Consider the following 20753-nt stretch of genomic DNA (forward strand, 5'->3'; position numbering starts at 1 on the left):
CACCGGCGGTTTTCCCGCGTCCGGCGGGCGCGTAATCTCGCCTCGTGGACTGGGCTCGCCTTTTTGCTTTCGACACACCGCCTTCGGAGATCATTGTCCGCGGGACCGTCATCTACATAGCGATTTATGCGTTGCTGCGGGTGGTGTTGAAACGGGAGGCGGGCACCAACGGCATCACGGATCTGATCGTCGTGGTGTTGATCGCCGACGCCGCCCAGAACGGGATGGCGGGCGGTTACCGGTCGATCAGCGACGGGATCCTGCTGGTCGGAGTGATCATCGGCTGGTCCTACCTGCTGAACTGGATGGCCCACCGCTGGCCGACCGTGGCACGGCTGCTGCGGCCCGGGCCGTTGCTGGTGATTCACGACGGCGAACTCCTGTACGGCAACATGCGCAAGGAGATGATCACCGAGCAGCACGTCCGTGAGCAGGCCCGCAAGCAGGGGATCGCGGACCTCGCCATGGTGCGGGAGGGTCGCATGGAATCCGACGGTCAGTTCAGCTTCCTCGTCGGCTCGACGCGCCGGACCGCCGGTCTGGTGATGGACTAGCGCAGGACTCTAGAGCACCAGCAGCATCCGGGTGTTGCCCAGCGTGTTGGGCTTGACGTAGCTCAGGTCCAGGAATTCGGCCACCCCGACGTCGTAGGACCGCTGCATTTCCGCGAAAACCTCTGCGGTGACCGGTGTTCCGTCGATCTCGGTGAAGCCGTGCCGGGCGAAGAAGGCGGTCTCGAAAGTCAACACGAACAGTCGCTGCAACTGCAGTTCCCGGGCGACCTGCAGTAGCCGGTCGACGAGCGCGTGGCCGATGCCGCGGCCCGTCAGCGCCGGGTCCACCGCGATGGTGCGCACCTCGCCGAGATCAGACCACAGCACGTGCAGGGCGCCGCAGCCCACCACCTGTTGTTCGGAATCCTCGGCGACCCAGAACTCCTGGACCGCCTCGTACAGCGTCACCAGGTTCTTTTCCAGCAGGATCTTGCCGGCGTACGTGTCCACCAGCCGCTTGATCGCCGGGACGTCGGATGTCCGCGCGCGCCGGATCAGGGGCTGTGGGGCCGGCGAATCAGCCGCGAGGTGCACAGGTGCACAGTAACGGTTTCTCATTTCGTGCTTGGTAACCGATATTCTGTCTGCCGTGTCGCGGCAACCTCAAACCGGCCCGGCGGTGACGCACGTCCCGGTGGTCAATCTCGCCAACGCGGTCACCGTCATGCGGCTGCTGTTGGTGCCGGTCTTCCTGCTGGCGTTGTTCGCCGCGGACGGCCACGACGCCAAGACCCGCATCGCGGCGTTCGTCATCTTCGCGGTGGCGATCATCACCGACCGGCTCGACGGTGCGCTGGCCCGCAACTACGGGTTGGTGACCGAATTCGGCACCCTGGCCGACCCCATCGCCGACAAGGCACTGATCGGCGCGGCGTTGATCGGCCTGTCGATGCTCGGCGATCTGTGGTGGTGGGTGACGGTGCTGGTGCTGGTCCGAGAGATCGGGATCACCGTGCTGCGGTTCGCCGTGCTGCACCGCGGCGTGATCCCGGCCAGCCGCGGCGGGAAACTCAAGACACTGGTGCAGGCGGTCGGTATCGGGCTGCTCATCCTGCCGCTGAGCGGTCCGTGGCTGGTGACGGCCTGGGCGGTGATGGCCGCCGCGGTGGTGCTGACCGTGGTGACCGGCGTGGATTACGTGATGTCGGCGATCGCCGATCTCCGCGACCGGAGTTGATCGAGCGATCCGGGAACCCTGACGGGCGTGGCGCGCGTTGACCTTGGTGACTGTCGGTTTTCCAGGTTGGCCCTAAGGGGGAGTACACGATGACGGCATTGCTGCGGGAATCGGTCGGCGAGGTGTTGCGCCAGGCCCGGACGGCGCAGGGTCGCACGCTGCGTGAGGTGTCCGACTCGGCGCGGGTCAGCCTGGGCTATCTCTCGGAGGTCGAGCGGGGCCGCAAGGAGGCGTCCAGCGAGTTGCTCAACGCGATCTGCTCGGCATTGCAGGTCCCGTTGTCGGACGTGCTCTTCGATGCCGGCAGCCGGTTGGCGCGGGCCGAGCGGGCCGAGCGGGCCGAACGGGCCGTCCGGAACCTGGGCGTCACCCGCATCGACGCCGGAACCAAGGTCGTCATCCCGCCGCCGCGGGCGATGGCCTCGGCATGACAGTCCGGCCCGGCGCGCCCGGGCGGAAGGCAGCCTGAAGCCGCACCCACCGACCGGCGAACCGATAAATTGTCAGCGGTAAGCGGCAGACTGACAACATCCGAACAATCAGACGGAGCTGACTGATGGCCAACCCGTTCGTCAAGGCGTGGAAGTACTTGATGGCGCTGTTTAACTCGAAGATCGACGAGCACGCCGATCCCAAGGTGCAGATCCAGCAGGCGATCGAAGAGGCGCAGCGTCAGCACCAGGCCTTGACCCAGCAGGCCGCCCAGGTGATCGGCAACCAGCGGCAACTGGAGATGCGGCTGAATCGGCAGCTGGCCGACATCGAGAAGCTCCAGGTCAACGTGCGCCAGGCGCTCACGCTGGCCGACCAGGCGGAGGCGGCGGGTGACGCCGCCAAGAAAACCGAGTACGAGAACGCTGCCGAGGCGTTCGCGGCTCAACTGGTCACTGCCGAGCAGAGCGTGGAAGACCTCAAGGCGCTGCACGACCAGGCGCTGACCGCTGCCGGTCAGGCCAAGAAGGCCGTCGAGCAGAACGCGATGATGTTGCAGCAGAAGATCGCCGAGCGCACCAAGCTGCTCAGCCAGCTCGAGCAGGCCAAGATGCAGGAGCAGGTCAGCGCCTCGCTGCGGTCGATGAGCGAGATTGCCGCGCCGGGAACCACTCCCAGCCTCGATGAGGTGCGCGACAAGATCGAACGGCGCTACGCCAACGCACTCGGCGAAGCGGAACTGGCAAAAGGCTCGGTGCAGGGTCGGATGATCGAGGTCGAACAGGCGGGCGTGCAGATGGCCGGCCATTCCCGGTTGGAGCAGATCCGCGCCTCGATGCGCGGTGAGTCGCTGCCGGCCGGCGGCGCCACACCGCCGGTCACGCCGGCGGCGCCGCAATCGGGCGCCGATCCCAATCCCGAGAATCCGCTGGGCCGGTAGTAGATGGCCATGTCAGTCGGAGGTCGCTCCCGGCGCGTGCTGCTGCAGCGGGCCGTCGACCGTGCCAGTGAGGCCGCCGACGTACTGGCCGACAAGCTCGGTGCGATCGCCGACCCGCGGGCCAGGTTGCTGCGCAAGCGCCGCTGGGCGCTACGGCTGGGCCTGTTCTTCGGCGCGGCATGCGGATTCTGGTTGCTGGTGACGGCGGTGCTGGCCTCGTGGGCCACACCGGTGTGGGTGTTGCTGATCACCGGGCTGATCGCCGCCGGGGCGGCCGCGCCGGCCACGTTGCTGTTGCTGCGGTTCCGTTGGCTGCGTTCGGTGCCGCTGCCGGCCGCGCGGACCGTCACTGCGCGCCGCCTACCGCCGCCCGGTTCGGCGGCGCGGCCGGCGATGTATGCGCTGGGCGCCTCCGAGCGCGGCATGGTGTCGCTGCTGGGCGTGCTGGAACGCGGCCGGTTGCTACCCGGCGAGGAGATCGCCGAACTGACCGCCGCGGCGGGCGGCGCCGCGTCGACGATGGCGGCCACCGCCGGCCAGGTGGTGTCGATGGAGCGCACCGTGCAGCACAACGCGCAGGCGGGGCAGTACCTGGTGCCGACGATCAACGCGTTCACCGCCCAGTTGAGCGCCGGGGTCCGCCAGTACAACGAAATGGTCACCGCTGCCGCGCAATTGGTGGCCGCAGCCAATGATGGTTCGACGATATCTCCTGGTACTTACCGCGAAGAGTTGGCCGGCGCGACCGACCGAATGCTGGGCTGGGCCCAGGCATTCGAGGAACTCGCCCAATCACCCAGGCTTTAGTAGGCCGGGATCCGCTGAAAAACCAGCAGCGCGTCGGCGATCAGATCGTGCGGGTACCGATCCCACACCACCGCTGTCGTCCCTAGCCGGGTGAGGTGGTGTTCGAGAACGCGTGCACAATCGGAGATCAAGTGCGTGGTGGAACCCAAGTGGTGGATGTCCGCCACGTTCCACACGGCGAAGCCCGCGGGCGCCAGCAGCCGCGCGCACTGGGCGGCGACGGCGCCGAGTTCGGCCAGGTAACGGCCGTAGTCCCCGTTGTTCTCTTCGTAACCGGTGAGTGGATCGGCCTCGTGATGCTGCCGGGTCATGTAGGGCGGAGATGTGAGGACGAGGTCGACACTCGCGTCGGGAAGGTGCCGTCCGCTCCCGCGGATTACTTCCAGCAGTTCCCGTGCATCGCCCTGCAGAACATGCGCACCGGGCACGCGTCTCCGCAGGTAGTCGACACGCTCGGGCAGCAACTCGATACCAAGCGCTGCCCGCCCGAGAGCCACAGCCCGATCGAGGGTGGTGCCGAACCCGGCGAACGGATCGAACACCAGGTCGCCGGGCGCAGTGCACCGTTCGATCACATGGTCGACTGTTGCGGAAAGCATGTGCACGTCTTCGTCGGAGGCTGGCGGGCGCTCCGCCAGAAACGCGCCGTGCGCCGCGAACAGCCGTATATCCAGCGGGGAAGTCCCAGGCCTAGATCTCATCAACCACATCCCGACTCATAATCGCGTCGCGCGGCGCAGCTACTCCGCTCGCCTAACTTGCAATATTGTGACTCGCTAGAAAATCCTCCGGCAACGGCGCCGTCAACCTTCCGACCAGCGCGTAGTAAAATAGCTGCCTGCCTTCCATTGATAGCCGATGCCGGTATAACTCGAGGTGATAGACGTCAAAATATCTTGAAAAAACAAGCGCGCGAACCAGGCGTGAAAAGCCGGTCTGATCGTCGGCGTCCAGGAATGAGTGTTTGATGTTGAATGCCAGCCAACCGGTCGGTTTGATCAGTCGGACCGCGTTGATGAAAGCACGCGGTGGAATATCTCCGAAACCGAGCGCCGCCACACACGTCAAGCAATCGAAATTCCACTCGGTGAGCTCGCCGCGCAAGCGCGCGTCCACGTCGCTCAGATCCGTGATGTAGTACGCGTCGTAAACGGTGGGCCGATCACGATAAGCGGCATCACGTGCCTCTGGGATGATGTCGACGCCGACGAGTCGGGCTACTCCATCGCGCTTGAGGACTTCGCCCATCATGCCGTTGCCTGCTCCCAGATCCAGGATCCGCAACTCGGTCAGCGGCTCCCGTTCGGTCTGTAACGCCCGTTGAAGCAATTCCAACACCTTGTCCGGGGATTTACACCTCAGTCGACCATAGAAGAGTTCCTCGTAAAGGCCTGGCCGTTTATATATTTCGGCGTAGTCGTGAAAGCGTAGCATTTGAACTTTGCCGTTATCGACGAGTCCGAACTCAACTTCGTCTTGAGTCAGGCGTTCCGAATTAACCGGCGGAAACTCAATTCTATATAGCTGCGAAGTCATATCGTGATAATACAGCTACCGGCTGCTGCGCTTCTGCCGGGCTGCGCGCCGTTCTGATCACCGGGCATCCTCGTGTCCTAAAAACACAAATAATGGATTGAATATGGTAGGGTTCACTGTTCGGCGTTGGATCCATGGGGGGCGCGGGTAAGTTATGCGGCGTAAGAATGCTGACTCCGCGTATTCGGACAGACACCAGACTCAGATATCGTCGCTTCGCTGATCGGCGGATTCGGGCCGCGGTCCATAGCGTTCGATGTAGGCGCGGTGGAGGTGGGCATCACGCTGGCGCTTTTGTGCGTCGGCCAGGTCCGGGTCCAGACCGTGCATCCGCAGCATGTGTTTGCGCCACACCTTGTTGAGGGCGTGCGAGAACAGGATCGCCATGAACCAGATGGGAAACGTCATCGACACATGCGTCATGAAGTCTGTCGGCAGAAACCAGAACGGGATCAGGATCAATGTCGTCGGCACGACGGCGCGCATGATTATCCGAGTGGTTGCGCCGGGGCCGGCCAGGTCGTTGCGCACCCAGTCCTGCATGGACGGCGGCAGCGGTCGCCCGATGCAGTACCGCAGATATTGGATCGGGTTGGGGCGTCGGCGTGTGCTCAATGCGGCCTACAACGTCGGGCGCAGCGCCGGGAAGACAGTCGCCGCCACCGCGCGCAACGTCGCCTTGAACATATCCAGAAAGTCAAAGTAGTCGCGCCACAACGTGATCCGCCCGTTGTGCACCTCGAACACCCCGCACACCCAGAATTGCAATCGCAGCGGGCCGAAGGTCAGGGCGTCGGTGCGCTCGGTGAGCACCGCCGAGCCGTCGGCGGCGATGCGGTGGACCTTCACCTCAAAGCCCGCGCGGCCGGACATCCGGCGGAACACCCCGACGGTGGCGCTCCGGCCGTAGATGGTCGGCAGCCCGACGTTGTGGTACACCACGTCCTCGGCCAGGGCGTCGGCCGCCGTGTTGAGATCGTCGTCGGCGAGGGCGTCGAGGAAGGTCTCCACGGTTCGGATGTTGTCGACGGCGCTGTCGTGGACACTCGGGTCGGTCATGCCTGCCAGCCTAGGCCCGCGGGGCTGTGGCACGGTAGGCCGATGCGCATCGTGGTGGTCGCCGGGCCTGACCCCGGCCACGCGTTCCCGGCGATGGCGTTGTGCCGACGCTTCGCCGCGGCCGGGGACGCGCCGACGCTGCTGACCGGAGTGCAGTGGCTAGACACCGCGCGGGTCGCCGGGGTGGATGCCGCCGAGCTGATCGGATTGGATCCCGCCGCCGGCGACGACGACGGCGATGCCGGGGCCAAGATTCATCGGCGGGCGGCGCGCATGGCGCGCCAGAACCTCGACCAGCTCCGGGAGCTGGCGCCGGACCTGGTGGTCTCCGACGTCATCACCGCCTGCGGCGGCATGGCCGCCGAACTGCTCGGCATCCCGTGGGTCGAACTGAGTCCGCATCCGCTGTACTTGCCGTCGAAGGGGCTGCCGCCGATCGGCAGCGGCCTGGCGCCCGGCACCGGGTTGCGGGGCCGGCTGCGCGACGTGGTGATGCGGTCGCTGACCGCGCGGTCGGTGCGAACCGGGCTGCGCCAGCGCGCCGAGGCCCGGGCGGGCATCGGTTTGCCGGAGCGCGACCCGGGCCCGCTGCGGCGCCTGATCGCCACGTTGCCCGCCCTGGAGGTGCCCAGGCCCGACTGGCCCGCCGAGGCGGTCGTGGTCGGGCCGTTGCACTTCGAGCCCACCGACGAGCTGCTGGCAGTACCGCCGGGCTCCGGCCCGCTGATCGTGGTGGCGCCGTCCACGGCGTTGACCGGGGCCGCCGGGTTGACCGAGCTGGTGCTGGAGCATCTGGTGCCGGGCGCCGGGCTGCCGGCGGGCGCCCGGGTGGCGGTGTCGCGGCTGAACGGCCCCGAGTTGACGCTGCCGGAATGGGCCGTCGCCGGCCTCGGACGCCAGGACGAACTGCTGACGCGCGCTGATCTGGTCATCTGCGGCGGCGGACACGGCATGGTGGCCAAGTCCCTGCTGGCCGGGCTGCCGCTGGTGGTGGTTCCCGGCGGAGGCGACCAATGGGAGATCGCCAATCGCGTTGTGCGCCAAGGTAGTGGACGGCTGGTCCGTCCGCTGAGCCCGGCGGCGCTGACCGAGGCGGTGAGCGCGGTGCTGGCGTCGCCGAGCTACCGTGCCGCCGCGCGACGGGCCGCCGACGGCGCCGCCCAGGTGGCCGACCCGGTGCGGGTGTGTCACGAGGCACTGTCGGGTGGCTGAGTAGGTTGGGGCGCGTGCGCCTGACCGAATTCCACGAGCGGGTCACGCACCGCTTCGGTGCGGCCTACGGCGCCACCGTGCTGACCGATCATGTGCTGGCCGCGGTGGGCGGGCGTACCGCGGCCCAGGCCATCGAGGACGGGGTGGAACCGCGCGACGTGTGGCGCGCGTTGTGCGTGGACTTCGACGTGCCGCGTGATCAGTGGTGAGCGTGATCGGACGTATCCATGATGCTGCGGACCAGGGCGACGGCGAGGTCCGAGCAGGTGGCGGCCAGCTCAGCCGGGGTCTCGGTGGGATCGTCGAGCCAGGCTTCGATGATCTGGTTGACGCCGCCGACGATGAACAGGGCGCCGCGGCGTAAGTCGGCCGGCGCCGGCAGGTCGCCCTCGATGACACCGGGTGCCTGTTCGACGACCGCGTCGGTGATCATGTCGAGGATGCGCGCCCGGTGCTCGCTGAGCCCGGGGACGGCGGACAGGTCGCAGGTGGCGATGCGGTGGATGTACGGATCGACGGCGATCAGCTCGAGGAAGGCCGTCAACGCCGAGCGCAGTTTGTCGCTGAGCGTCCCGGGATCGCCGACGCCGGCGGTGACCATGGCCTCGAGCAGCTGGTCGCGCACATCATCGGAGACGGCGAACAGCAGCGCGTCGCGGTTGGCGAACTGCTCGTAGAAGTAGCGCGGGATCAGCCCCGCGGCCGTGCAGACACCGCGGACGGTGACCTCGCCGAGCCCCGATTCACCCCAGATCCGGCGCCCGGCGGCCAGCAGTTTGCCCCGGCGTTCGGCGCGGCGGTCAACCGCGCTGATGCCGCCGTAGTCGCGCACCACGCCCGGGCGTTTCATTGACATCACCCTACCTGCGGCTTAAATTTGGAACACGTCTGTTATCCAAAATCTGCGCTGGAGGGAGGGGCATCGAATGAACTCGCCCGTCGTGGCCATCCCGACCCGCCATCCGGACTCGCCTCGCGCGATCCCGGCCAGCATCCGGATGCTGGCCGGAGTGTTGGCGATCGCCAAGCCGTCGCCGCAGCGGTGGCGCCAGATCGGTGCGGACCTGACCGTCGGCGACGAGCCGATGCAGCGGCTGGTGGAGTGGATGTCCGGTGTCAACGAGGCACGGCCGCTCTTCGAGCGGATCCTCGCCGACGGGCTGGCGGCGGTGCCCGACGCGCCGGAACCGCTACGCGAGTTCTTCGCTGAGTTCGAGCCGATCCCGGACTGGGTCGACATGGACCGGGTGCGCCGCGGGCAGCGGGCGCTGCGCCGCAGCGGAGCCGATGGCACCTACATCGCCCGCGATGTGTCCTTCCTGGGCGGCTACCAGTTCTCCTCGTTCAACAAGACCCTGCTGCGCACCGGCGTGCTGGAAAAGGGCTCGAACAAGCGGTTCGCCGAGACACTGCAGTGGGCGATGGACGTCACCGGCGACGGGGGACTGGAGCCGCTCGGTCTCGGATATCAGGCCACCATCCGGGTCCGGCTGATCCACGAGTACGTGCGCCGGCACGTGGCCGCGCTGCCGGACTGGCGCGGCGACGAGTGGGGCTTGCCGGTCAACCAGACCGACATGGCCGCCACCCTGGTGGGGGCGCTGATCGCGCCGCCCGCCGCCGGAATCGGGTTGGGAATCGTGCTGTCGCCGGGCGAACTCGAGGACATCGCGCATATGACCCGCTACGTCGGCTGGCTGATGGGCATCCGCGAGGACTGGCTGCCGGCCAGCTTCCGTGACGGCGTCCGCATCCTCTATCAGACCCTCGGTGCGCTGTCTGAGCCCGACGAGTCGACCATGCAGCTGGCCGGGCCGATGGCCGACGATCCGCTGCAATGGCACTATGCCGCGCTGACCGGCGTGCGGCGCCGCATCGCGCGGTCGGCACACCTGTCGGTGACCGGCAGCTTTCTGGGGCCGCGCACGATGCGCAAGCTGGGCCTTCCGGCGTTCGTGCTGCCGTGGTATCCGCTGGTGCGGATGCCGGTGAACCTGCTGCGCAGCGCCGCCGCGCTGGCGCTGCCCGGCGGACTGGACCGCGCGGCGGCCCGCGGGCGGCGCGAGCAGGAGCAGTTCATGCGCACCATGATGGGCGACGAGGACACCGCCATCGGGGCCTCGGCGCACGTGATGCAGGTGGCTTAGGCCTGGAAAATACGACACGCCGCCGCGCCGCGTGTCGCACTTGATTCGAACATCCGTTCGCCTACTGTGGAGAGAGTTCGCCGGGTTGTCGGACCCTGTGGCTAGCGTCACGGCCAACCGACCGGGAACCGGTCAACCGAACACCGAGACCACAGGAGAGGCATCATGGCGCAAGCCCCCGACCGCGAAAAAGCACTCGAACTGGCGATGGCCCAGATCGACAAGAATTACGGCAAAGGCTCGGTGATGCGCCTCGGCGACGAGGTGCGTCAGCCGATCTCGGTCATCCCGACCGGATCCATCGCCCTGGACGTGGCGCTGGGCATCGGCGGCCTGCCCCGCGGCCGGGTCGTCGAGGTCTACGGCCCGGAATCCTCGGGTAAGACCACCGTGGCGCTGCACGCGGTGGCCAACGCCCAGGCCGCCGGCGGGATCGCGGCGTTCATCGACGCCGAGCACGCGCTGGACCCCGAATATGCCAAGAAGCTCGGCGTGGACACCGATTCGCTGCTGGTTTCTCAGCCCGACACCGGTGAACAGGCGCTCGAGATCGCCGACACGCTGATCCGCTCCGGTGCGCTGGACATCCTGGTCATCGACTCGGTGGCCGCGCTGGTTCCGCGTGCCGAGATCGAGGGCGAGATGGGGGACAGCCACGTCGGCCTGCAGGCCCGGCTGATGAGCCAGGCGCTGCGGAAGATGACCGGCGCGCTGAACAATTCGGGCACCACCGCGATCTTCATCAACCAGCTGCGGGAGAAGATCGGTGTGATGTTCGGATGCATGAACTACAGCACCCGAGTGACCCTCGCCGACGGAACCACCGAGAAGATCGGCAAGATCGTCAACAACAAGATGGACGTCGAAGTGCTGTCCTACGACGTCGACACCGATCAGTTGGTGCCGCGCAAGGTGGTCAACTGGTTCGACAACGGACCCACCGAGAAGTTTCTGCAGTTCACCGTTGAGAAATCCGGCGGCAACGGTAAATCCCAATTCGCCGCGACGCCCAACCACCTCATTCGCACCCCGGGCGGCTGGACTGAAGCCGGTGAACTGATCGCCGGCGATCGGGTTCTCACCGCGGAGCCACACCTGCTCAGCGGCCAGCAGTTCCAGATCGTACTCGGTTCGTTGATGGGCGATGGGAACCTCTCGCCTAATCGGCGTGACCGCAATGGTGCGCGGTTCCGGCTCGGGCACGGCGCAAAACAGGTGGAGTACCTGCAGTGGAAGACAGCGCTGATGGGCAACATCGGCCACTCGGTGCGGGAGAACGCGCAGGGCGCGACTTTCGTCGACTTCACTCCGTTGCCCGAGCTGGGGGAGCTGCAGCGCGCGGTGTACCTCGGGGACGGTAAGAAGTTCCTCTCCGAGGACTACCTCAAGGCGCTTACTCCACTGGCGCTGGCCATCTGGTACATGGATGACGGCTCATTCACCTTACGCTCCAAGGGATTGCAAGAACGTACCGCCGGTGGCAGTGGGCGCATCGAAATCTGCGTCGAGGCGATGACGGACGGTACCCGGGCTCGGTTGCGTGATTACCTGCGCGACACTCACGGCCTGGATGTGCGCCTGCGGTCGTCCGGCTCGGCAGGCAAGGCGGTGTTGACGTTCTCAACCGCGGCGACTGCGCAGTTCCAGGAAATGGTGGCGCCCTACATGGCGCCGTCGATGGAGTACAAGCTGCTGCCGCGATTCCGTGGTCAAAGCACCGTGACACCGCAGTTCGTCGAGCCCACCCAGCGGCTGGTGCCCTCCCGGGTACTCGATGTACACGTCAAACCGCGCACTCGCTCAATGCATCGCTTCGACATCGAAGTGGAGGGCAACCACAATTACTTCGTCGACGGAGTGATGGTGCACAACTCGCCCGAAACAACCACGGGCGGAAAGGCTTTGAAGTTCTATGCCTCGGTGCGCCTGGACGTGCGGCGGATCGAGACGCTCAAGGACGGCACCGACGCGGTCGGCAACCGCACCCGGGTCAAGGTGGTTAAGAACAAAGTTTCGCCGCCGTTCAAACAAGCCGAGTTTGACATCCTGTATGGCCGGGGCATCAGCCGTGAGGGCTCGCTGATCGACATGGGTGTGGACCAGGGCTTCATCCGCAAGTCCGGTTCCTGGTTCACCTACGACGGCGAACAGCTCGGGCAGGGTAAAGAGAACGCCCGTAACTATCTGCTGACCAACGTCGACGTGGCCAACGAGATCGAGAAGAAGATCAAGGAGAAGCTCGGCATCGGCGCCGTGCTGACCGATGGCTTGGCTGATGACGTCCTTCCCGCCCCCGTCGACTTCTGAGCCCACCGAGGTCAATCCGGCCAAGCGTGAGGAGCAGGCGAAGGCACTGTGCCTTCGCCTGCTCACCGCGCGGGCCCGCACCCGGGCAGAGCTTGCCGGGCAGCTGAGCAAACGGGGCTATCCCGACGACGTCAGCACCCGGGTGCTCGATCGGCTGGCCACCGCCGGATTGATCGACGACGCTGATTTCGCCGCGCAGTGGGTGCGGTCGCGGCGCGAACGCGCGGGCAAGGGCCGCAAAGTGCTCGCCGCCGAACTGCGCACCAAGGGCGTCGACGAAGACGTCATTGCCGGAGCGCTGGCCGGTATCGACGCGGGCGCCGAGCGGGGCCGGGCCGAACAGCTGGTGCAGAGCAAACTTCGTCGCGAAACCCTCGGGGAGGACGATCTGCGTGTCACCCGGCGGCTGGTGGCCATGCTGGCGCGGCGGGGCTATAGCCCCTCGCTCGCCTATGACGTGGTCAGTGCCGAACTGGCCGCCGAACGGGAGCGCCGCCGGGTCTGAACTCAGACCTCGTCGACCTCGTCGGCCCCGTCGCGGTCGGTGAAGACCTCCTTGGTCCGCTCGACGGCGTGAGTGGCGATCTCCATGGAGTCCTGGACGATCGCATTGACACCGCCGGAGACGTCGCCGCGGATGATGTCGCCGGCGTCCTCGACGATGTCGGAAGCCTTCTCCACGGCGTGGGTGGCGATGTCGCGGGCAGCGTTGAAAGCGTCCTTGGGAGTGATGGCCATGAGGGTCTCCTGTCGCTGGCTGGTGGCTCCGACTCTAGACGCCGGGCCGGGCCTGCGCAGACCTATACGACCTGGGCTCCCGGAGTACCCTCCGGTTCGATCGGGGCCGCCTCCAACGGGGTCCGACGGGAGCGGCGCAGCCGGCGCTCGAGCGCGGTGGCGCCTGCCGACATCGCCAGGTTTCCGCTGATCATCAGCGCCGCGATTACCAGCAGGGCGGGCAGGTAATTGCTGTACTGGGACCCGACCACCGTGCCCTGGCGCACCATCTCCACGAAGGTGATCTGGTAGCCGATCGCGGTGTCCTTCAGCGCCACCACCAGTTGTGACACCAGCACCGGCAGCATCGCGGTGACGGCCTGCGGCAGGAGCACCAGTCGCATCGAGCCGCCCCAGCTCAGCCCCAGTGCGGCGGCCGCCTCGGACTGCCCGCGGGGCAGGGCGTGCACACCGGCTCGAACGATCTCGGCGATGACGGCACCGTTGTACAGCGTCAGGCCGGTCACCACCCCGGCCAACGCGAGCTGCTGTGGCGGAAACGCGTTGAGCACGCCGTAGACGAAGTAGGCGAAGATCATCATGATCAGCACCGGGATCGCCCGGAAGAACTCCACCAGCACCGCGCAACACCAGCGGACCGGCCGGATGCTCGACAGCCGGCCGACGCCGAGGCTCACACCGAGTACCAGGGCCAGCCCGATGGCCCAGGCCGCCGCGGTCAGGGTGCCCGTCACCCCGGGCAGCACGTAGGTCCGCCACAGGTCGGCGGTCAAAAACGGTGTCCACTTCTCCGCGGCCAGCTGGCCCTTGGCCGACAGCCGTGAATACACCAGCCAGCCCAGCAACGCCACGGTCAGCACGGTCGCCACCGATATGGCGTGGTGGCGGACGCGGGCCCGCGGCCCGGGTGCATCGAACAGTACGGTCGCGTGTGCCGCCGACCTCATCGCGACACCGCCCAGCGCCGGCCCAGATACCCGAACAACAGCCCCAGCGGCAGGGTGAGCACCACGAAACCGGCCGCGAAGATGCCACCCACCGCCATCAGCGCCGCGGTGTTCTCGGTCATCGACTTCATCAGCAGCGCCGCCTCGGCGACCCCGATCGCCGACGCCAGCGTGGTGTTCTTCGTCAACGCGATCAGCACCGATCCCAGCGGGATGATCACCGCCCGAAAAGCCTGGGGTAACAAGATGATCCGCAGATTCTGGCTGAAGCTCAGCCCCAGTGACCGGGCGGCCTCGGCCTGGCCGATCCCCACCGTGTTGACGCCGGAACGCAACGCCTCACACACGAACGACGCCGTGTACACGCCCAATCCGAGCACCGCCAGCCGGAAATTGCTGTCGTCGACCGACGTCGGCGAATGCGGATCGGTCAGCGTCACCCCCAGCGTCTGGGCCAGGCCGAATGAGCACAGCAGCAACAGCAGGGTCAGCGGCGTGTTGCGCAGCAGATGAACGTAAGCCGCACCCAGCCACCGCAGCGCCGGAACCGGAGCCAGCCGCATCGCCGCCAACCCGGTGCCCAGCAGCAGCGCCAAGCCGCCCGACAGCAACGCCAACTCGACCGTGACGGTGAACGCCTCGACAATCTGTCCCCGGTACTCGGCGAATATCATCGCGCGACCGGCGGGGGGTCGGGCACCGCGAAGCCGGCGCCGCCGAAGTTGTCGATGAACGCCGCCCGCCACGAGCCGTCGCGCTCCATCTGCTCGATGGCGTCGTTGATCCGGTGTCGCAGGCCGTCGTTGCCCTTGCGCACGCCGATCCCGTACTCCTCCCGCGAAAACCGTTCGCCGACCAGCTTGAACGCACCGGGGCTCTGGGCGGCATAGCCGGCCAGGATCACGTCATCGGTGGTCACCGCGTCGATGGCGTCGTTTCGCAAGGCTTCCACGCACGCCGAGTAGGTGTCGTAGCGCTGCAACTGCACCCCCGGATAGCGGTCCTTGATGCGTTGGGCAGGAGTGGATCCCGACACCGAACACAACTTCTTGTGGCGTTGCAGCGACGCCGTGCCGGTGATGTCGCTGTTGTCGGCCCGCACCAACAGCGACTGCCCGGCCAGCAGGTAGGGCCCGGCGAAGTCGACCTTCTCCAGTCGCGAATCGGTGATCGAATAGGTGGCCACCACATAGTCCACCTGACCGTTGCGCAGCAGCATCTCGCGTTGGCCGGACGGCGCTTCGAGCCAGGTGATGCGCTCAGTCGGGTAGCCCAACCGCCCGGCGACGTAGCGGGCCACGTCGACGTCGAACCCGCTGAGCGTGCCGTCGGGTCTTTTGACGCTCAACCCGGGCTGGTCGAACTTGACACCGATGGTGATCTTGTCGCTGTCGTGGGCAGTGCACGCCGCGGCGAGCACAGCCAGGGCGGACCCCGCCGCCGTCACGGCACAAAGCTGTGCCAGCCGGTGCAACAGCCGCCTGACCAGCATCAGTGGTCGAGGACCCGGGCGAGAAAGTCTTTTGCGCGCGCGGACTTCGGCTCACCGAAGAACTCCGCCGGCGGGGCGTCCTCGACGATCGTCCCGTCGGCCATGAAGACCACCCGGTCGGCGGCGCGGCGAGCGAAGCCCATCTCGTGGGTCACCACCACCATGGTCATCCCGTCGTCGGCCAGTGAACTCATCACCGCCAGCACCTCGTTGATCATCTCCGGGTCGAGCGCACTGGTCGGCTCGTCGAACAGCATCACCTTCGGGTTCATCGCCAGCGAACGGGCGATCGCCACCCGCTGCTGCTGCCCGCCGGACAACTGAGCGGGGTGTTTGCGGGCCTGATCGGCCACCCCGACCCGTTCCAGCAGTGCCATCGCCCGACGCTGAGCCTGCGCCCGCGGGGTCTTGTGCACCTTCATCGGTGCCAGTGTGACGTTGTCGAGGACCGTCTTGTGGGGAAACAGGTTGAACGACTGGAACACCATCCCGACCTGCGCCCGCAACCGGGCCAGTGACGCACCCTCGGCCGGTAACGGCTCGCCGTCGACGGTGATGGTGCCCGAGTCGATGGTCTCGAGTCGGTTGATGGTGCGGCACAGGGTGGACTTGCCCGAGCCCGACGGACCGAGGATCGCCACCACCTCGCCGCGGGCGACGTCGAGGTTGATGTCGCACAGCACATGCAGGTCGCCGAAGTACTTGTTGACGTCCCGGATGGCGATCATCGGCACGGGATCCGGCCCGCCGCTGGTCATGGCATCCGACCCTACCGATGCGGTGTTGGCGGTTGTATCCCCGTCCGCGGGTCAATCCGATCGGTCCGGCCGAGGCCGGCCGCCGTACCATAGGCCGGGTGAGTTCGCCGGTGATTTCCGAACAGCTGCGCACCTATGAGGTGCGCACCTACGGCTGCCAGATGAATGTTCACGACTCCGAACGCATCGCCGGCATGCTGGAGGCGGCCGGTTACCGCCGCGCCGCCGCGGGCACCGACGCCGACCTGGTGGTCTTCAACACCTGCGCGGTGCGGGAGAACGCCGACAACAAGCTCTACGGCAACCTGAGCCACCTGGCGCCGAACAAGCGCAGCAACCCGGACATGCAGATCGCCGTCGGCGGCTGCCTGGCCCAGAAAGACAAGGACGGCGTGCTGAGCCGGGCACCGTGGGTGGACGTCGTGTTCGGCACCCATAACCTGGGGTCGCTGCCGGTGCTGCTGGAACGGGCCCGTCACAACCGCCAGGCGCAGGTCGAGATCGTCGAGTCGCTGCGGGAGTTCCCGTCATCGTTGCCGGCCGCGCGGGAATCGGCCTACGCGGCCTGGGTTTCCATCTCCGTCGGCTGCAACAACAGCTGCACGTTCTGCATCGTGCCGTCGCTGCGGGGCCGCGAGGTCGACCGAAGCCCCGACGACATCCTCGCCGAAGTTCGGGCGCTTGCCGATCAGGGCGTTCTCGAGGTGACGCTGCTGGGCCAGAACGTCAACGCCTACGGCGTCTCGTTCGCCGACCCGGAACTGCCGCGCGACCGGGGGGCGTTCGCATCGCTGCTGCGGGCCTGCGGGGACATCGACGGGCTGGAGCGGGTCCGGTTCACCTCGCCGCATCCGGCCGAGTTCACCGACGACGTCATCGAGGCGATGGCGCAGACCCGCAACGTCTGTCCCACGCTGCACATGCCGCTGCAGTCCGGCTCCGATGTGGTGCTGCGGGCGATGCGTCGCTCCTACCGGGCCGAGCGCTACCTGGGGATCCTCGACCGGGTGCGGGCCGCCATCCCGGACGCGGCGATCACCACCGACCTGATCGTCGGGTTCCCGGGCGAGACCGAACGGGATTTCGACGACACCCTCGAGGTGGTACGGGCCGCCCGATTCGCTGCCGCGTTCACCTTCCAATACTCCAAGCGTCCCGGAACACCGGCCGCGGAGCTGCCCGACCAGCTGCCCAAAGAGGTTGTCCAGCAACGCTATGACCGCTTGGTGGACCTCCAGGAGGAGATCTCATTGGCCGAGAACCGGGCACAGGTCGGGCGCACCGTCGAGGTGCTCGTCGCGGTCGGGGAGGGGCGCAAGGACGCCCAGACGGCGCGGATGAGCGGTCGGGCCCGCGACGGCCGGTTGGTGCACTTCGTGCCCGGCGGTGCCGACGTGCGTCCCGGTGACGTGGTGACCACGACGGTGACCGGCGCCGCACCGCACCACCTGCTGGCCGACGGGCCGCTGCACAGTCATCGCCGCACCCGGGCGGGCGACCGCCACGCCGGCCCCCCACCCGGTGTCGGGCTGGGCATGCCGAAGATGCCGGGGGCGGTGCGATGAGCGGTCACGGCGGCAACCCGGACGACTTCGAGGCTTATCGGGCCGACATCGAGGCCGCGGAGCGGCGCGTCGCCAGCGAAATCGACCCCGGCGGCAGGGGACTGGTCGTCTCGATCGCTGTCTTCGTGCTGCTGGCGTCGTTTCTGCTGCCGCATACCGGAACCGTGCGGGGCTGGGATGTGTTGTTCGCGGCCAACGGTTCCGACGAAGCGCTCGTGACGCTGCCGTCGCGGCTGTTCATGTGGCTGGCGCTGGTGTTCGGTGTCGGGTTCTCGATGCTGGCGCTGATGACCCGGCGCTGGACGGTGGCCTGGGTGGCGCTGGCTGGCTCGGCGGTGGCCAGCGTGGCCGGACTGCTGGCCGTATGGTCGCGGCAGACCGTGATGCAAGGCCATCCGGGCCCCGGCTTCGGACTGATCCTGTGCTGGCTCACGGTGATCGTGCTGACGTTTCACTGGGCTCGACTGGTGTGGTCGCGCACCGCGGTGCAACTGGCCGCCGAGGAAGAGCGGCGCCGACGCACCGCGCAGCGCCAGCCCCGCGGACTGCTGGACGACATCAAGCGTCCGGACGACCGGCCGCCCGGCGAGTGACCGGCGGCGCCCCCGGCCGTCGTGGCTTCCCCGATAGGCCTGGGCGCGCAGTGCCGCCAGCCACCGGGGACGCAGGACCACCCCCGGCGCGGTGTTCACGATCGGGTCGAACGACACGTCGTGGCACGCCCCGTGGCACTGATCCAGGCCGGTGAGCACCAGATCGGCCAACGGACGAAAGTCCCCCGTGCCGTGGGCCTGGTCGAGTTCGAAGCAGACCCGGCCCCGCTCGATCTCGCGCCGCATGCTGCCCAGCGCCAAGCCGTAGCCGTGCACCGACGTGACCAACCGGGCGCGTAGCCACCACGTGGCTTCCCGATAGCCCAGCGGCATGAGCGTGGTCATGGTCAGGCCCGCCCATGACAGCACCGGGCGCAGCCCCAGCGCGCGGCCGAACACCCCCGAACCCGCCGACACCAGCAGAATGTCCCAGCAGTCCGGATCGTGCTGCGAGAAGGGCACCCGCAGGGCCAATCCGACGGCATCGGGCGCCGCGCCGGGAGTGCCTACACCCTTGGAAACACGAGCGACGACGGCCGACGACCCCACCGGCAGACCCTCGTCGGCCGGTGCGACCCGGTCCAGGAAGCCGGTCGCCAGTACGCCCGACGGATGAAACAACCGACGGTGCCGCGCGGCGGCCCCCCAGCGGAACACCCGCGCGGCGGGGCCGGTCAGCGCCGCGGCACGTCTCCGCGCCACGCGCCGGTCTCCGCGGGTTGGTTCTCGATGAAGTCCTTGAACCGCCTGAGATCCGAGTGGACCCGGTGGTCGAGGATGTTGAGTTTGTCGGCGACGTTCTCCACGACGCCTTCCGGGTCGATGTCCATCTGGGTGGTCACCCGGGTGGTGCCCTCATCGATCTTGTGGAAGGTCACCACGCCGCCGTGCCGGGGACCGGTGTCGGATCGCCAGGCCACCCGTTCCTCGGGATGCTGCTCGGTGATGGTGGCGTCGAACTCCCGGGTCGCGGGCCCGACCTTGATCGTCCAGTGCAGGTGGGTGTCGTCGCGCTGTTCGACGCGCTCGACGCCCTCCATGAACTGCGGGAACGATTCGAACTGGGTCCACTGGTTGTAGACCGTCCGGATCGGCCGCTCGACGTCGAGAGCTGCGGTGATATTGCTGGCCATACTTCCCCCCAGGTGAGATGGTCGTTGTCACCAAGGGGTTAACCCGGCCTACCCGGCCGCCAAACATCGGTGGGTCAGCGCCGGTTGAGTGCCTGCTCGGCGGCTTGGGCCCATTGCCGCCACTGTTCGGCGCTGGCGCTGGCCTCGGCGGCCTCCTTGTCGCGGCCGGCCGCCTGCGCCTTCTCCGCCTGGCGTTCGAATTGCTCAGCGCGGGTACGGAACTGGGCGGCGCGCGCCTGCGCTTCGGGGTCCACACCGGCGGCGTCGGCGGCCGCGCCGGCGTCGCGGATCTTCTTCTCCACGGCACGCAGCCGCCGCTCCAGGTCGGCAGAGCGCTCGCGGGGGACCTTGCCGATCTCGTCCCACTTGTTCACGATCGAGCGCAGCGCGCTGCGCGCCGCATTCTGATTGGTCGGGTCGATCCGCTCGGCGTCGGCAAGCAGTGCCTCCTTCGCCGTGGCATTGGCCACCAGTTCGGCGTCGCGTTCGGCGTTGGCGGCGTTTCGAGCGCTGAAGAAGGTGTCCTGGGCGGCCTTGAACCGCTGCCACAGCGCCTCGTCGGCGTCCTTGGTCGTCCGCCCGGCCGCCTTCCAGGTGGTGAGCAACTCCCGGAATGCGGCGCTGGTGGCGGCCCAGTCGGTGGAGCCGGCCAGCTCCTCGGCCCGCTTGCACAACCGTTCCTTGTCCTCGCGTGCCCCCGCTCGCCCGCGGTCCAGATCGGCGAAGTGCGAACCGCGCCGCCGGTTGAAGCCGTCTCGGGCCGCGGCATAACGCTTCCACAGCGCGTCATCGGTCTTGCGGTCCAGGCCGGTGATCGTGCGCCACTCCTCGAGGATGGCCCGCAACCGGTCGCCGGCGGCTTTCCACTGCGTCGAGTTCGCGGCCAGCTCCTCGGCCTCGGCGGCAAGGGCCTCCTTGCGGGCGGTCGCCGCGGCCCGCTGCTCGTCACGCTGCGCCCGATTGGCCGCGGCGACGGCGTCGGCACGCTCGCCGACCGCGGTGACCCGCGCCGCCAGCGCGTCGATGTCGCCGAGCACGTTCGCCGTCGGCAACGACTCGGCCAGCGCCGCCGCGGATGCCTTGATCTTGCGCGCGTCGCCGCTCCCGGAGACCAGTCGTTCCTCGAGCAGGGCGACCTCGGTGCTCAGATCATCGAATCGCCGACCGAAGTGCGCGAACGCGGCCTCGGGGTCACCGGCCTGCCAGGAGCCGATCTGCCGCTCGCCGGCCGCGGTGACCAGCCACACCGTGCCGTCGTCGTCGACCCGCCCGAAGCGGTGCGGATCGGCGCTGGGAGGACCGGTAACGACCGGGGCTGGCCGGGCTCCGGATCTGGGGCCGGGGCGGGGCCCAGGT

The 20753-nt window shown here is 67.7% G+C and carries 25 protein-coding genes and 1 pseudogene; 12 read left to right on the forward strand and 14 right to left on the reverse strand.

Annotated elements, in window-relative coordinates:
• The first annotated feature begins 44 nt into the window (after positions 1 to 44).
• Positions 45 to 554, forward strand: coding sequence for a DUF421 domain-containing protein (locus BST10_RS18230; protein WP_083039642.1), 510 nt, complete (start codon positions 45 to 47; stop codon positions 552 to 554).
• Between the two features lie 9 nt (positions 555 to 563).
• Here the strand turns inward: BST10_RS18230 and BST10_RS18235 are convergent, their stop codons facing one another.
• The gene (locus BST10_RS18235; RefSeq protein WP_041318178.1) at positions 564 to 1088 is read right to left on the reverse strand and encodes an amino-acid N-acetyltransferase; all 525 of its coding nucleotides are present in this window, start codon (positions 1086 to 1088) and stop codon (positions 564 to 566) included.
• Between the two features lie 55 nt (positions 1089 to 1143).
• On the opposite strand from BST10_RS18235, the gene pgsA reads away from it, so the two are divergent.
• From pgsA to pspM, 4 genes are all read left to right on the forward strand, one after another.
• Complete coding sequence (gene pgsA, locus BST10_RS18240; protein WP_049792890.1) at positions 1144 to 1731, forward strand: CDP-diacylglycerol--glycerol-3-phosphate 3-phosphatidyltransferase; 588 nt, start codon at positions 1144 to 1146, stop codon at positions 1729 to 1731.
• Positions 1732 to 1820: 89 nt separating this feature from the next.
• Positions 1821 to 2162: a transcriptional regulator ClgR gene (gene clgR / locus BST10_RS18245; RefSeq protein WP_083039644.1), complete on the forward strand. Its 342-nt coding sequence runs from the start codon at positions 1821 to 1823 to the stop codon at positions 2160 to 2162.
• Positions 2163 to 2287: 125 nt separating this feature from the next.
• A complete protein-coding gene (pspA, locus tag BST10_RS18250) occupies positions 2288 to 3103 on the forward strand; it encodes a phage shock protein PspA (protein WP_013829423.1) in 816 nt (271 codons plus the stop codon).
• A 3-nt stretch (positions 3104 to 3106) separates the two neighbouring features.
• Entirely contained in the window at positions 3107 to 3910 is an 804-nt protein-coding gene (pspM, locus tag BST10_RS18255) for a phage shock envelope stress response protein PspM (protein WP_083039646.1), read from the forward strand.
• On the opposite strand, the gene BST10_RS18260 is transcribed toward pspM, so the two are convergent.
• The 4 genes from BST10_RS18260 to BST10_RS18275 all read right to left on the reverse strand — a co-directional run bounded on the left by BST10_RS18260 (position 3907) and on the right by BST10_RS18275 (position 6505).
• The gene (locus BST10_RS18260; RefSeq protein WP_083039649.1) at positions 3907 to 4620 is read right to left on the reverse strand and encodes a TRM11 family SAM-dependent methyltransferase; all 714 of its coding nucleotides are present in this window, start codon (positions 4618 to 4620) and stop codon (positions 3907 to 3909) included. The genes pspM and BST10_RS18260 overlap by 4 nt on opposite strands.
• Before the next feature lie 43 nt (positions 4621 to 4663).
• Entirely contained in the window at positions 4664 to 5446 is a 783-nt protein-coding gene (locus BST10_RS18265; RefSeq protein WP_083039652.1) for a class I SAM-dependent DNA methyltransferase, read from the reverse strand.
• Positions 5447 to 5647: 201 nt separating this feature from the next.
• Positions 5648 to 5989, reverse strand: a complete 342-nt coding sequence (locus tag BST10_RS18270; RefSeq protein ID WP_013829419.1) for a DUF5313 family protein — start codon at positions 5987 to 5989, stop codon at positions 5648 to 5650.
• 78 nt (positions 5990 to 6067) lie between these two features.
• Entirely contained in the window at positions 6068 to 6505 is a 438-nt protein-coding gene (locus BST10_RS18275) for a limonene-1,2-epoxide hydrolase family protein (protein WP_083039655.1), read from the reverse strand.
• A 42-nt stretch (positions 6506 to 6547) separates the two neighbouring features.
• Here BST10_RS18275 and BST10_RS18280 point away from each other — a divergent pair, with 42 nt between their 5' ends.
• Both BST10_RS18280 and BST10_RS18285 read left to right on the forward strand, forming a co-directional pair.
• Complete coding sequence (locus tag BST10_RS18280) at positions 6548 to 7717, forward strand: glycosyltransferase (protein WP_083039657.1); 1170 nt, start codon at positions 6548 to 6550, stop codon at positions 7715 to 7717.
• Positions 7718 to 7731: 14 nt separating this feature from the next.
• The gene (locus BST10_RS18285; RefSeq protein ID WP_013829416.1) at positions 7732 to 7926 is read left to right on the forward strand and encodes a DUF3046 domain-containing protein; all 195 of its coding nucleotides are present in this window, start codon (positions 7732 to 7734) and stop codon (positions 7924 to 7926) included.
• On the opposite strand, the gene BST10_RS18290 is transcribed toward BST10_RS18285, so the two are convergent.
• Positions 7917 to 8567 (reverse strand): TetR/AcrR family transcriptional regulator, encoded by a 651-nt coding sequence (locus tag BST10_RS18290; RefSeq protein ID WP_083039660.1) that lies wholly within the window; start codon positions 8565 to 8567, stop codon positions 7917 to 7919. The genes BST10_RS18285 and BST10_RS18290 overlap by 10 nt on opposite strands.
• A 76-nt stretch (positions 8568 to 8643) precedes the next feature.
• Here BST10_RS18290 and BST10_RS18295 point away from each other — a divergent pair, with 76 nt between their 5' ends.
• The 3 genes from BST10_RS18295 (at position 8644) to recX (ending at position 12676) form a co-directional block, all read left to right on the forward strand.
• Positions 8644 to 9864, forward strand: a complete 1221-nt coding sequence (locus BST10_RS18295) for an oxygenase MpaB family protein (protein ID WP_083039662.1) — start codon at positions 8644 to 8646, stop codon at positions 9862 to 9864.
• A 165-nt stretch (positions 9865 to 10029) separates the two neighbouring features.
• Positions 10030 to 12171 carry an intein-containing recombinase RecA gene (gene recA, locus BST10_RS18300; protein ID WP_083039666.1) on the forward strand — a complete coding sequence of 714 codons (2142 nt, stop codon included), beginning with the start codon at positions 10030 to 10032 and terminating at the stop codon, positions 12169 to 12171.
• Positions 12137 to 12676 carry a recombination regulator RecX gene (recX, locus tag BST10_RS18305; RefSeq protein ID WP_085975772.1) on the forward strand — a complete coding sequence of 180 codons (540 nt, stop codon included), beginning with the start codon at positions 12137 to 12139 and terminating at the stop codon, positions 12674 to 12676. The genes recA and recX overlap by 35 nt, the downstream gene beginning before the upstream one ends.
• Positions 12677 to 12678: 2 nt before the next feature.
• Here recX and BST10_RS18310 read toward each other — a convergent pair whose 3' ends face one another.
• The 5 genes from BST10_RS18310 to BST10_RS18330 all read right to left on the reverse strand — a co-directional run bounded on the left by BST10_RS18310 (position 12679) and on the right by BST10_RS18330 (position 16076).
• Entirely contained in the window at positions 12679 to 12909 is a 231-nt protein-coding gene (locus tag BST10_RS18310; RefSeq protein WP_013829411.1) for an Rv1893 family protein, read from the reverse strand.
• 62 nt (positions 12910 to 12971) lie between these two features.
• Entirely contained in the window at positions 12972 to 13856 is an 885-nt protein-coding gene (locus BST10_RS18315; RefSeq protein WP_083039668.1) for an amino acid ABC transporter permease, read from the reverse strand.
• Positions 13853 to 14530, reverse strand: a complete 678-nt coding sequence (locus BST10_RS18320; protein WP_083039671.1) for an ABC transporter permease subunit — start codon at positions 14528 to 14530, stop codon at positions 13853 to 13855. The genes BST10_RS18315 and BST10_RS18320 overlap by 4 nt, the downstream gene beginning before the upstream one ends.
• A complete protein-coding gene (locus tag BST10_RS18325) occupies positions 14527 to 15348 on the reverse strand; it encodes a glutamate ABC transporter substrate-binding protein (protein ID WP_165757210.1) in 822 nt (273 codons plus the stop codon). Before BST10_RS18325 ends, BST10_RS18320 begins: the two co-directional genes overlap by 4 nt.
• Positions 15348 to 16076: an amino acid ABC transporter ATP-binding protein gene (locus BST10_RS18330; RefSeq protein ID WP_165757211.1), complete on the reverse strand. Its 729-nt coding sequence runs from the start codon at positions 16074 to 16076 to the stop codon at positions 15348 to 15350. The genes BST10_RS18325 and BST10_RS18330 overlap by 1 nt, the downstream gene beginning before the upstream one ends.
• Positions 16077 to 16204: 128 nt before the next feature.
• Here BST10_RS18330 and miaB point away from each other — a divergent pair, with 128 nt between their 5' ends.
• Both miaB and BST10_RS18340 read left to right on the forward strand, forming a co-directional pair.
• The gene (gene miaB, locus BST10_RS18335) at positions 16205 to 17671 is read left to right on the forward strand and encodes a tRNA (N6-isopentenyl adenosine(37)-C2)-methylthiotransferase MiaB (protein WP_083039679.1); all 1467 of its coding nucleotides are present in this window, start codon (positions 16205 to 16207) and stop codon (positions 17669 to 17671) included.
• Complete coding sequence (locus tag BST10_RS18340; protein WP_013829405.1) at positions 17668 to 18264, forward strand: Rv2732c family membrane protein; 597 nt, start codon at positions 17668 to 17670, stop codon at positions 18262 to 18264. The genes miaB and BST10_RS18340 overlap by 4 nt, the downstream gene beginning before the upstream one ends.
• 12 nt (positions 18265 to 18276) lie before the next feature.
• Here BST10_RS18340 and BST10_RS24310 read toward each other — a convergent pair.
• From BST10_RS24310 to BST10_RS18355, 3 genes and pseudogenes are all read right to left on the reverse strand, one after another.
• Positions 18277 to 18942, reverse strand: a pseudogene (locus BST10_RS24310) (phosphodiesterase); the annotation flags it as partial.
• Positions 18939 to 19397 carry an SRPBCC family protein gene (locus BST10_RS18350; RefSeq protein ID WP_013829403.1) on the reverse strand — a complete coding sequence of 153 codons (459 nt, stop codon included), beginning with the start codon at positions 19395 to 19397 and terminating at the stop codon, positions 18939 to 18941. The gene BST10_RS18350 and the pseudogene BST10_RS24310, both read right to left, overlap by 4 nt.
• A 74-nt stretch (positions 19398 to 19471) precedes the next feature.
• A partial coding sequence (locus tag BST10_RS18355; protein ID WP_207567911.1) for a DUF349 domain-containing protein occupies positions 19472 to 20753 on the reverse strand: 1282 nt, incomplete at its 5' end.

The organism is Mycolicibacter algericus DSM 45454 (assembly GCF_002086455.1).
Lineage (GTDB): Bacteria > Actinomycetota > Actinomycetes > Mycobacteriales > Mycobacteriaceae > Mycobacterium > Mycobacterium algericum.

Coding starts and splice junctions, on each gene's coding strand:
- BST10_RS18260 (WP_083039649.1), bottom strand. CDS start 4,620: ATGTGGTTGATGAGATCTAGGCCTGGGACTTCCCCGCTGGATATACGG.
- BST10_RS18320 (WP_083039671.1), bottom strand. CDS start 14,530: ATGATATTCGCCGAGTACCGGGGACAGATTGTCGAGGCGTTCACCGTC.
- BST10_RS18280 (WP_083039657.1), top strand. CDS start 6,548: ATGCGCATCGTGGTGGTCGCCGGGCCTGACCCCGGCCACGCGTTCCCG.
- BST10_RS18350 (WP_013829403.1), bottom strand. CDS start 19,397: ATGGCCAGCAATATCACCGCAGCTCTCGACGTCGAGCGGCCGATCCGG.
- pspA (WP_013829423.1), top strand. CDS start 2,288: ATGGCCAACCCGTTCGTCAAGGCGTGGAAGTACTTGATGGCGCTGTTT.
- BST10_RS18265 (WP_083039652.1), bottom strand. CDS start 5,446: ATGACTTCGCAGCTATATAGAATTGAGTTTCCGCCGGTTAATTCGGAA.
- pspM (WP_083039646.1), top strand. CDS start 3,107: ATGGCCATGTCAGTCGGAGGTCGCTCCCGGCGCGTGCTGCTGCAGCGG.
- BST10_RS18340 (WP_013829405.1), top strand. CDS start 17,668: ATGAGCGGTCACGGCGGCAACCCGGACGACTTCGAGGCTTATCGGGCC.
- BST10_RS18315 (WP_083039668.1), bottom strand. CDS start 13,856: ATGAGGTCGGCGGCACACGCGACCGTACTGTTCGATGCACCCGGGCCG.
- clgR (WP_083039644.1), top strand. CDS start 1,821: ATGACGGCATTGCTGCGGGAATCGGTCGGCGAGGTGTTGCGCCAGGCC.
- BST10_RS18325 (WP_165757210.1), bottom strand. CDS start 15,348: ATGCTGGTCAGGCGGCTGTTGCACCGGCTGGCACAGCTTTGTGCCGTG.
- BST10_RS18295 (WP_083039662.1), top strand. CDS start 8,644: ATGAACTCGCCCGTCGTGGCCATCCCGACCCGCCATCCGGACTCGCCT.
- BST10_RS18330 (WP_165757211.1), bottom strand. CDS start 16,076: ATGATCGCCATCCGGGACGTCAACAAGTACTTCGGCGACCTGCATGTG.
- BST10_RS18275 (WP_083039655.1), bottom strand. CDS start 6,505: ATGACCGACCCGAGTGTCCACGACAGCGCCGTCGACAACATCCGAACC.
- recA (WP_083039666.1), top strand. CDS start 10,030: ATGGCGCAAGCCCCCGACCGCGAAAAAGCACTCGAACTGGCGATGGCC.
- BST10_RS18290 (WP_083039660.1), bottom strand. CDS start 8,567: ATGAAACGCCCGGGCGTGGTGCGCGACTACGGCGGCATCAGCGCGGTT.
- BST10_RS18270 (WP_013829419.1), bottom strand. CDS start 5,989: ATGCAGGACTGGGTGCGCAACGACCTGGCCGGCCCCGGCGCAACCACT.
- BST10_RS18310 (WP_013829411.1), bottom strand. CDS start 12,909: ATGGCCATCACTCCCAAGGACGCTTTCAACGCTGCCCGCGACATCGCC.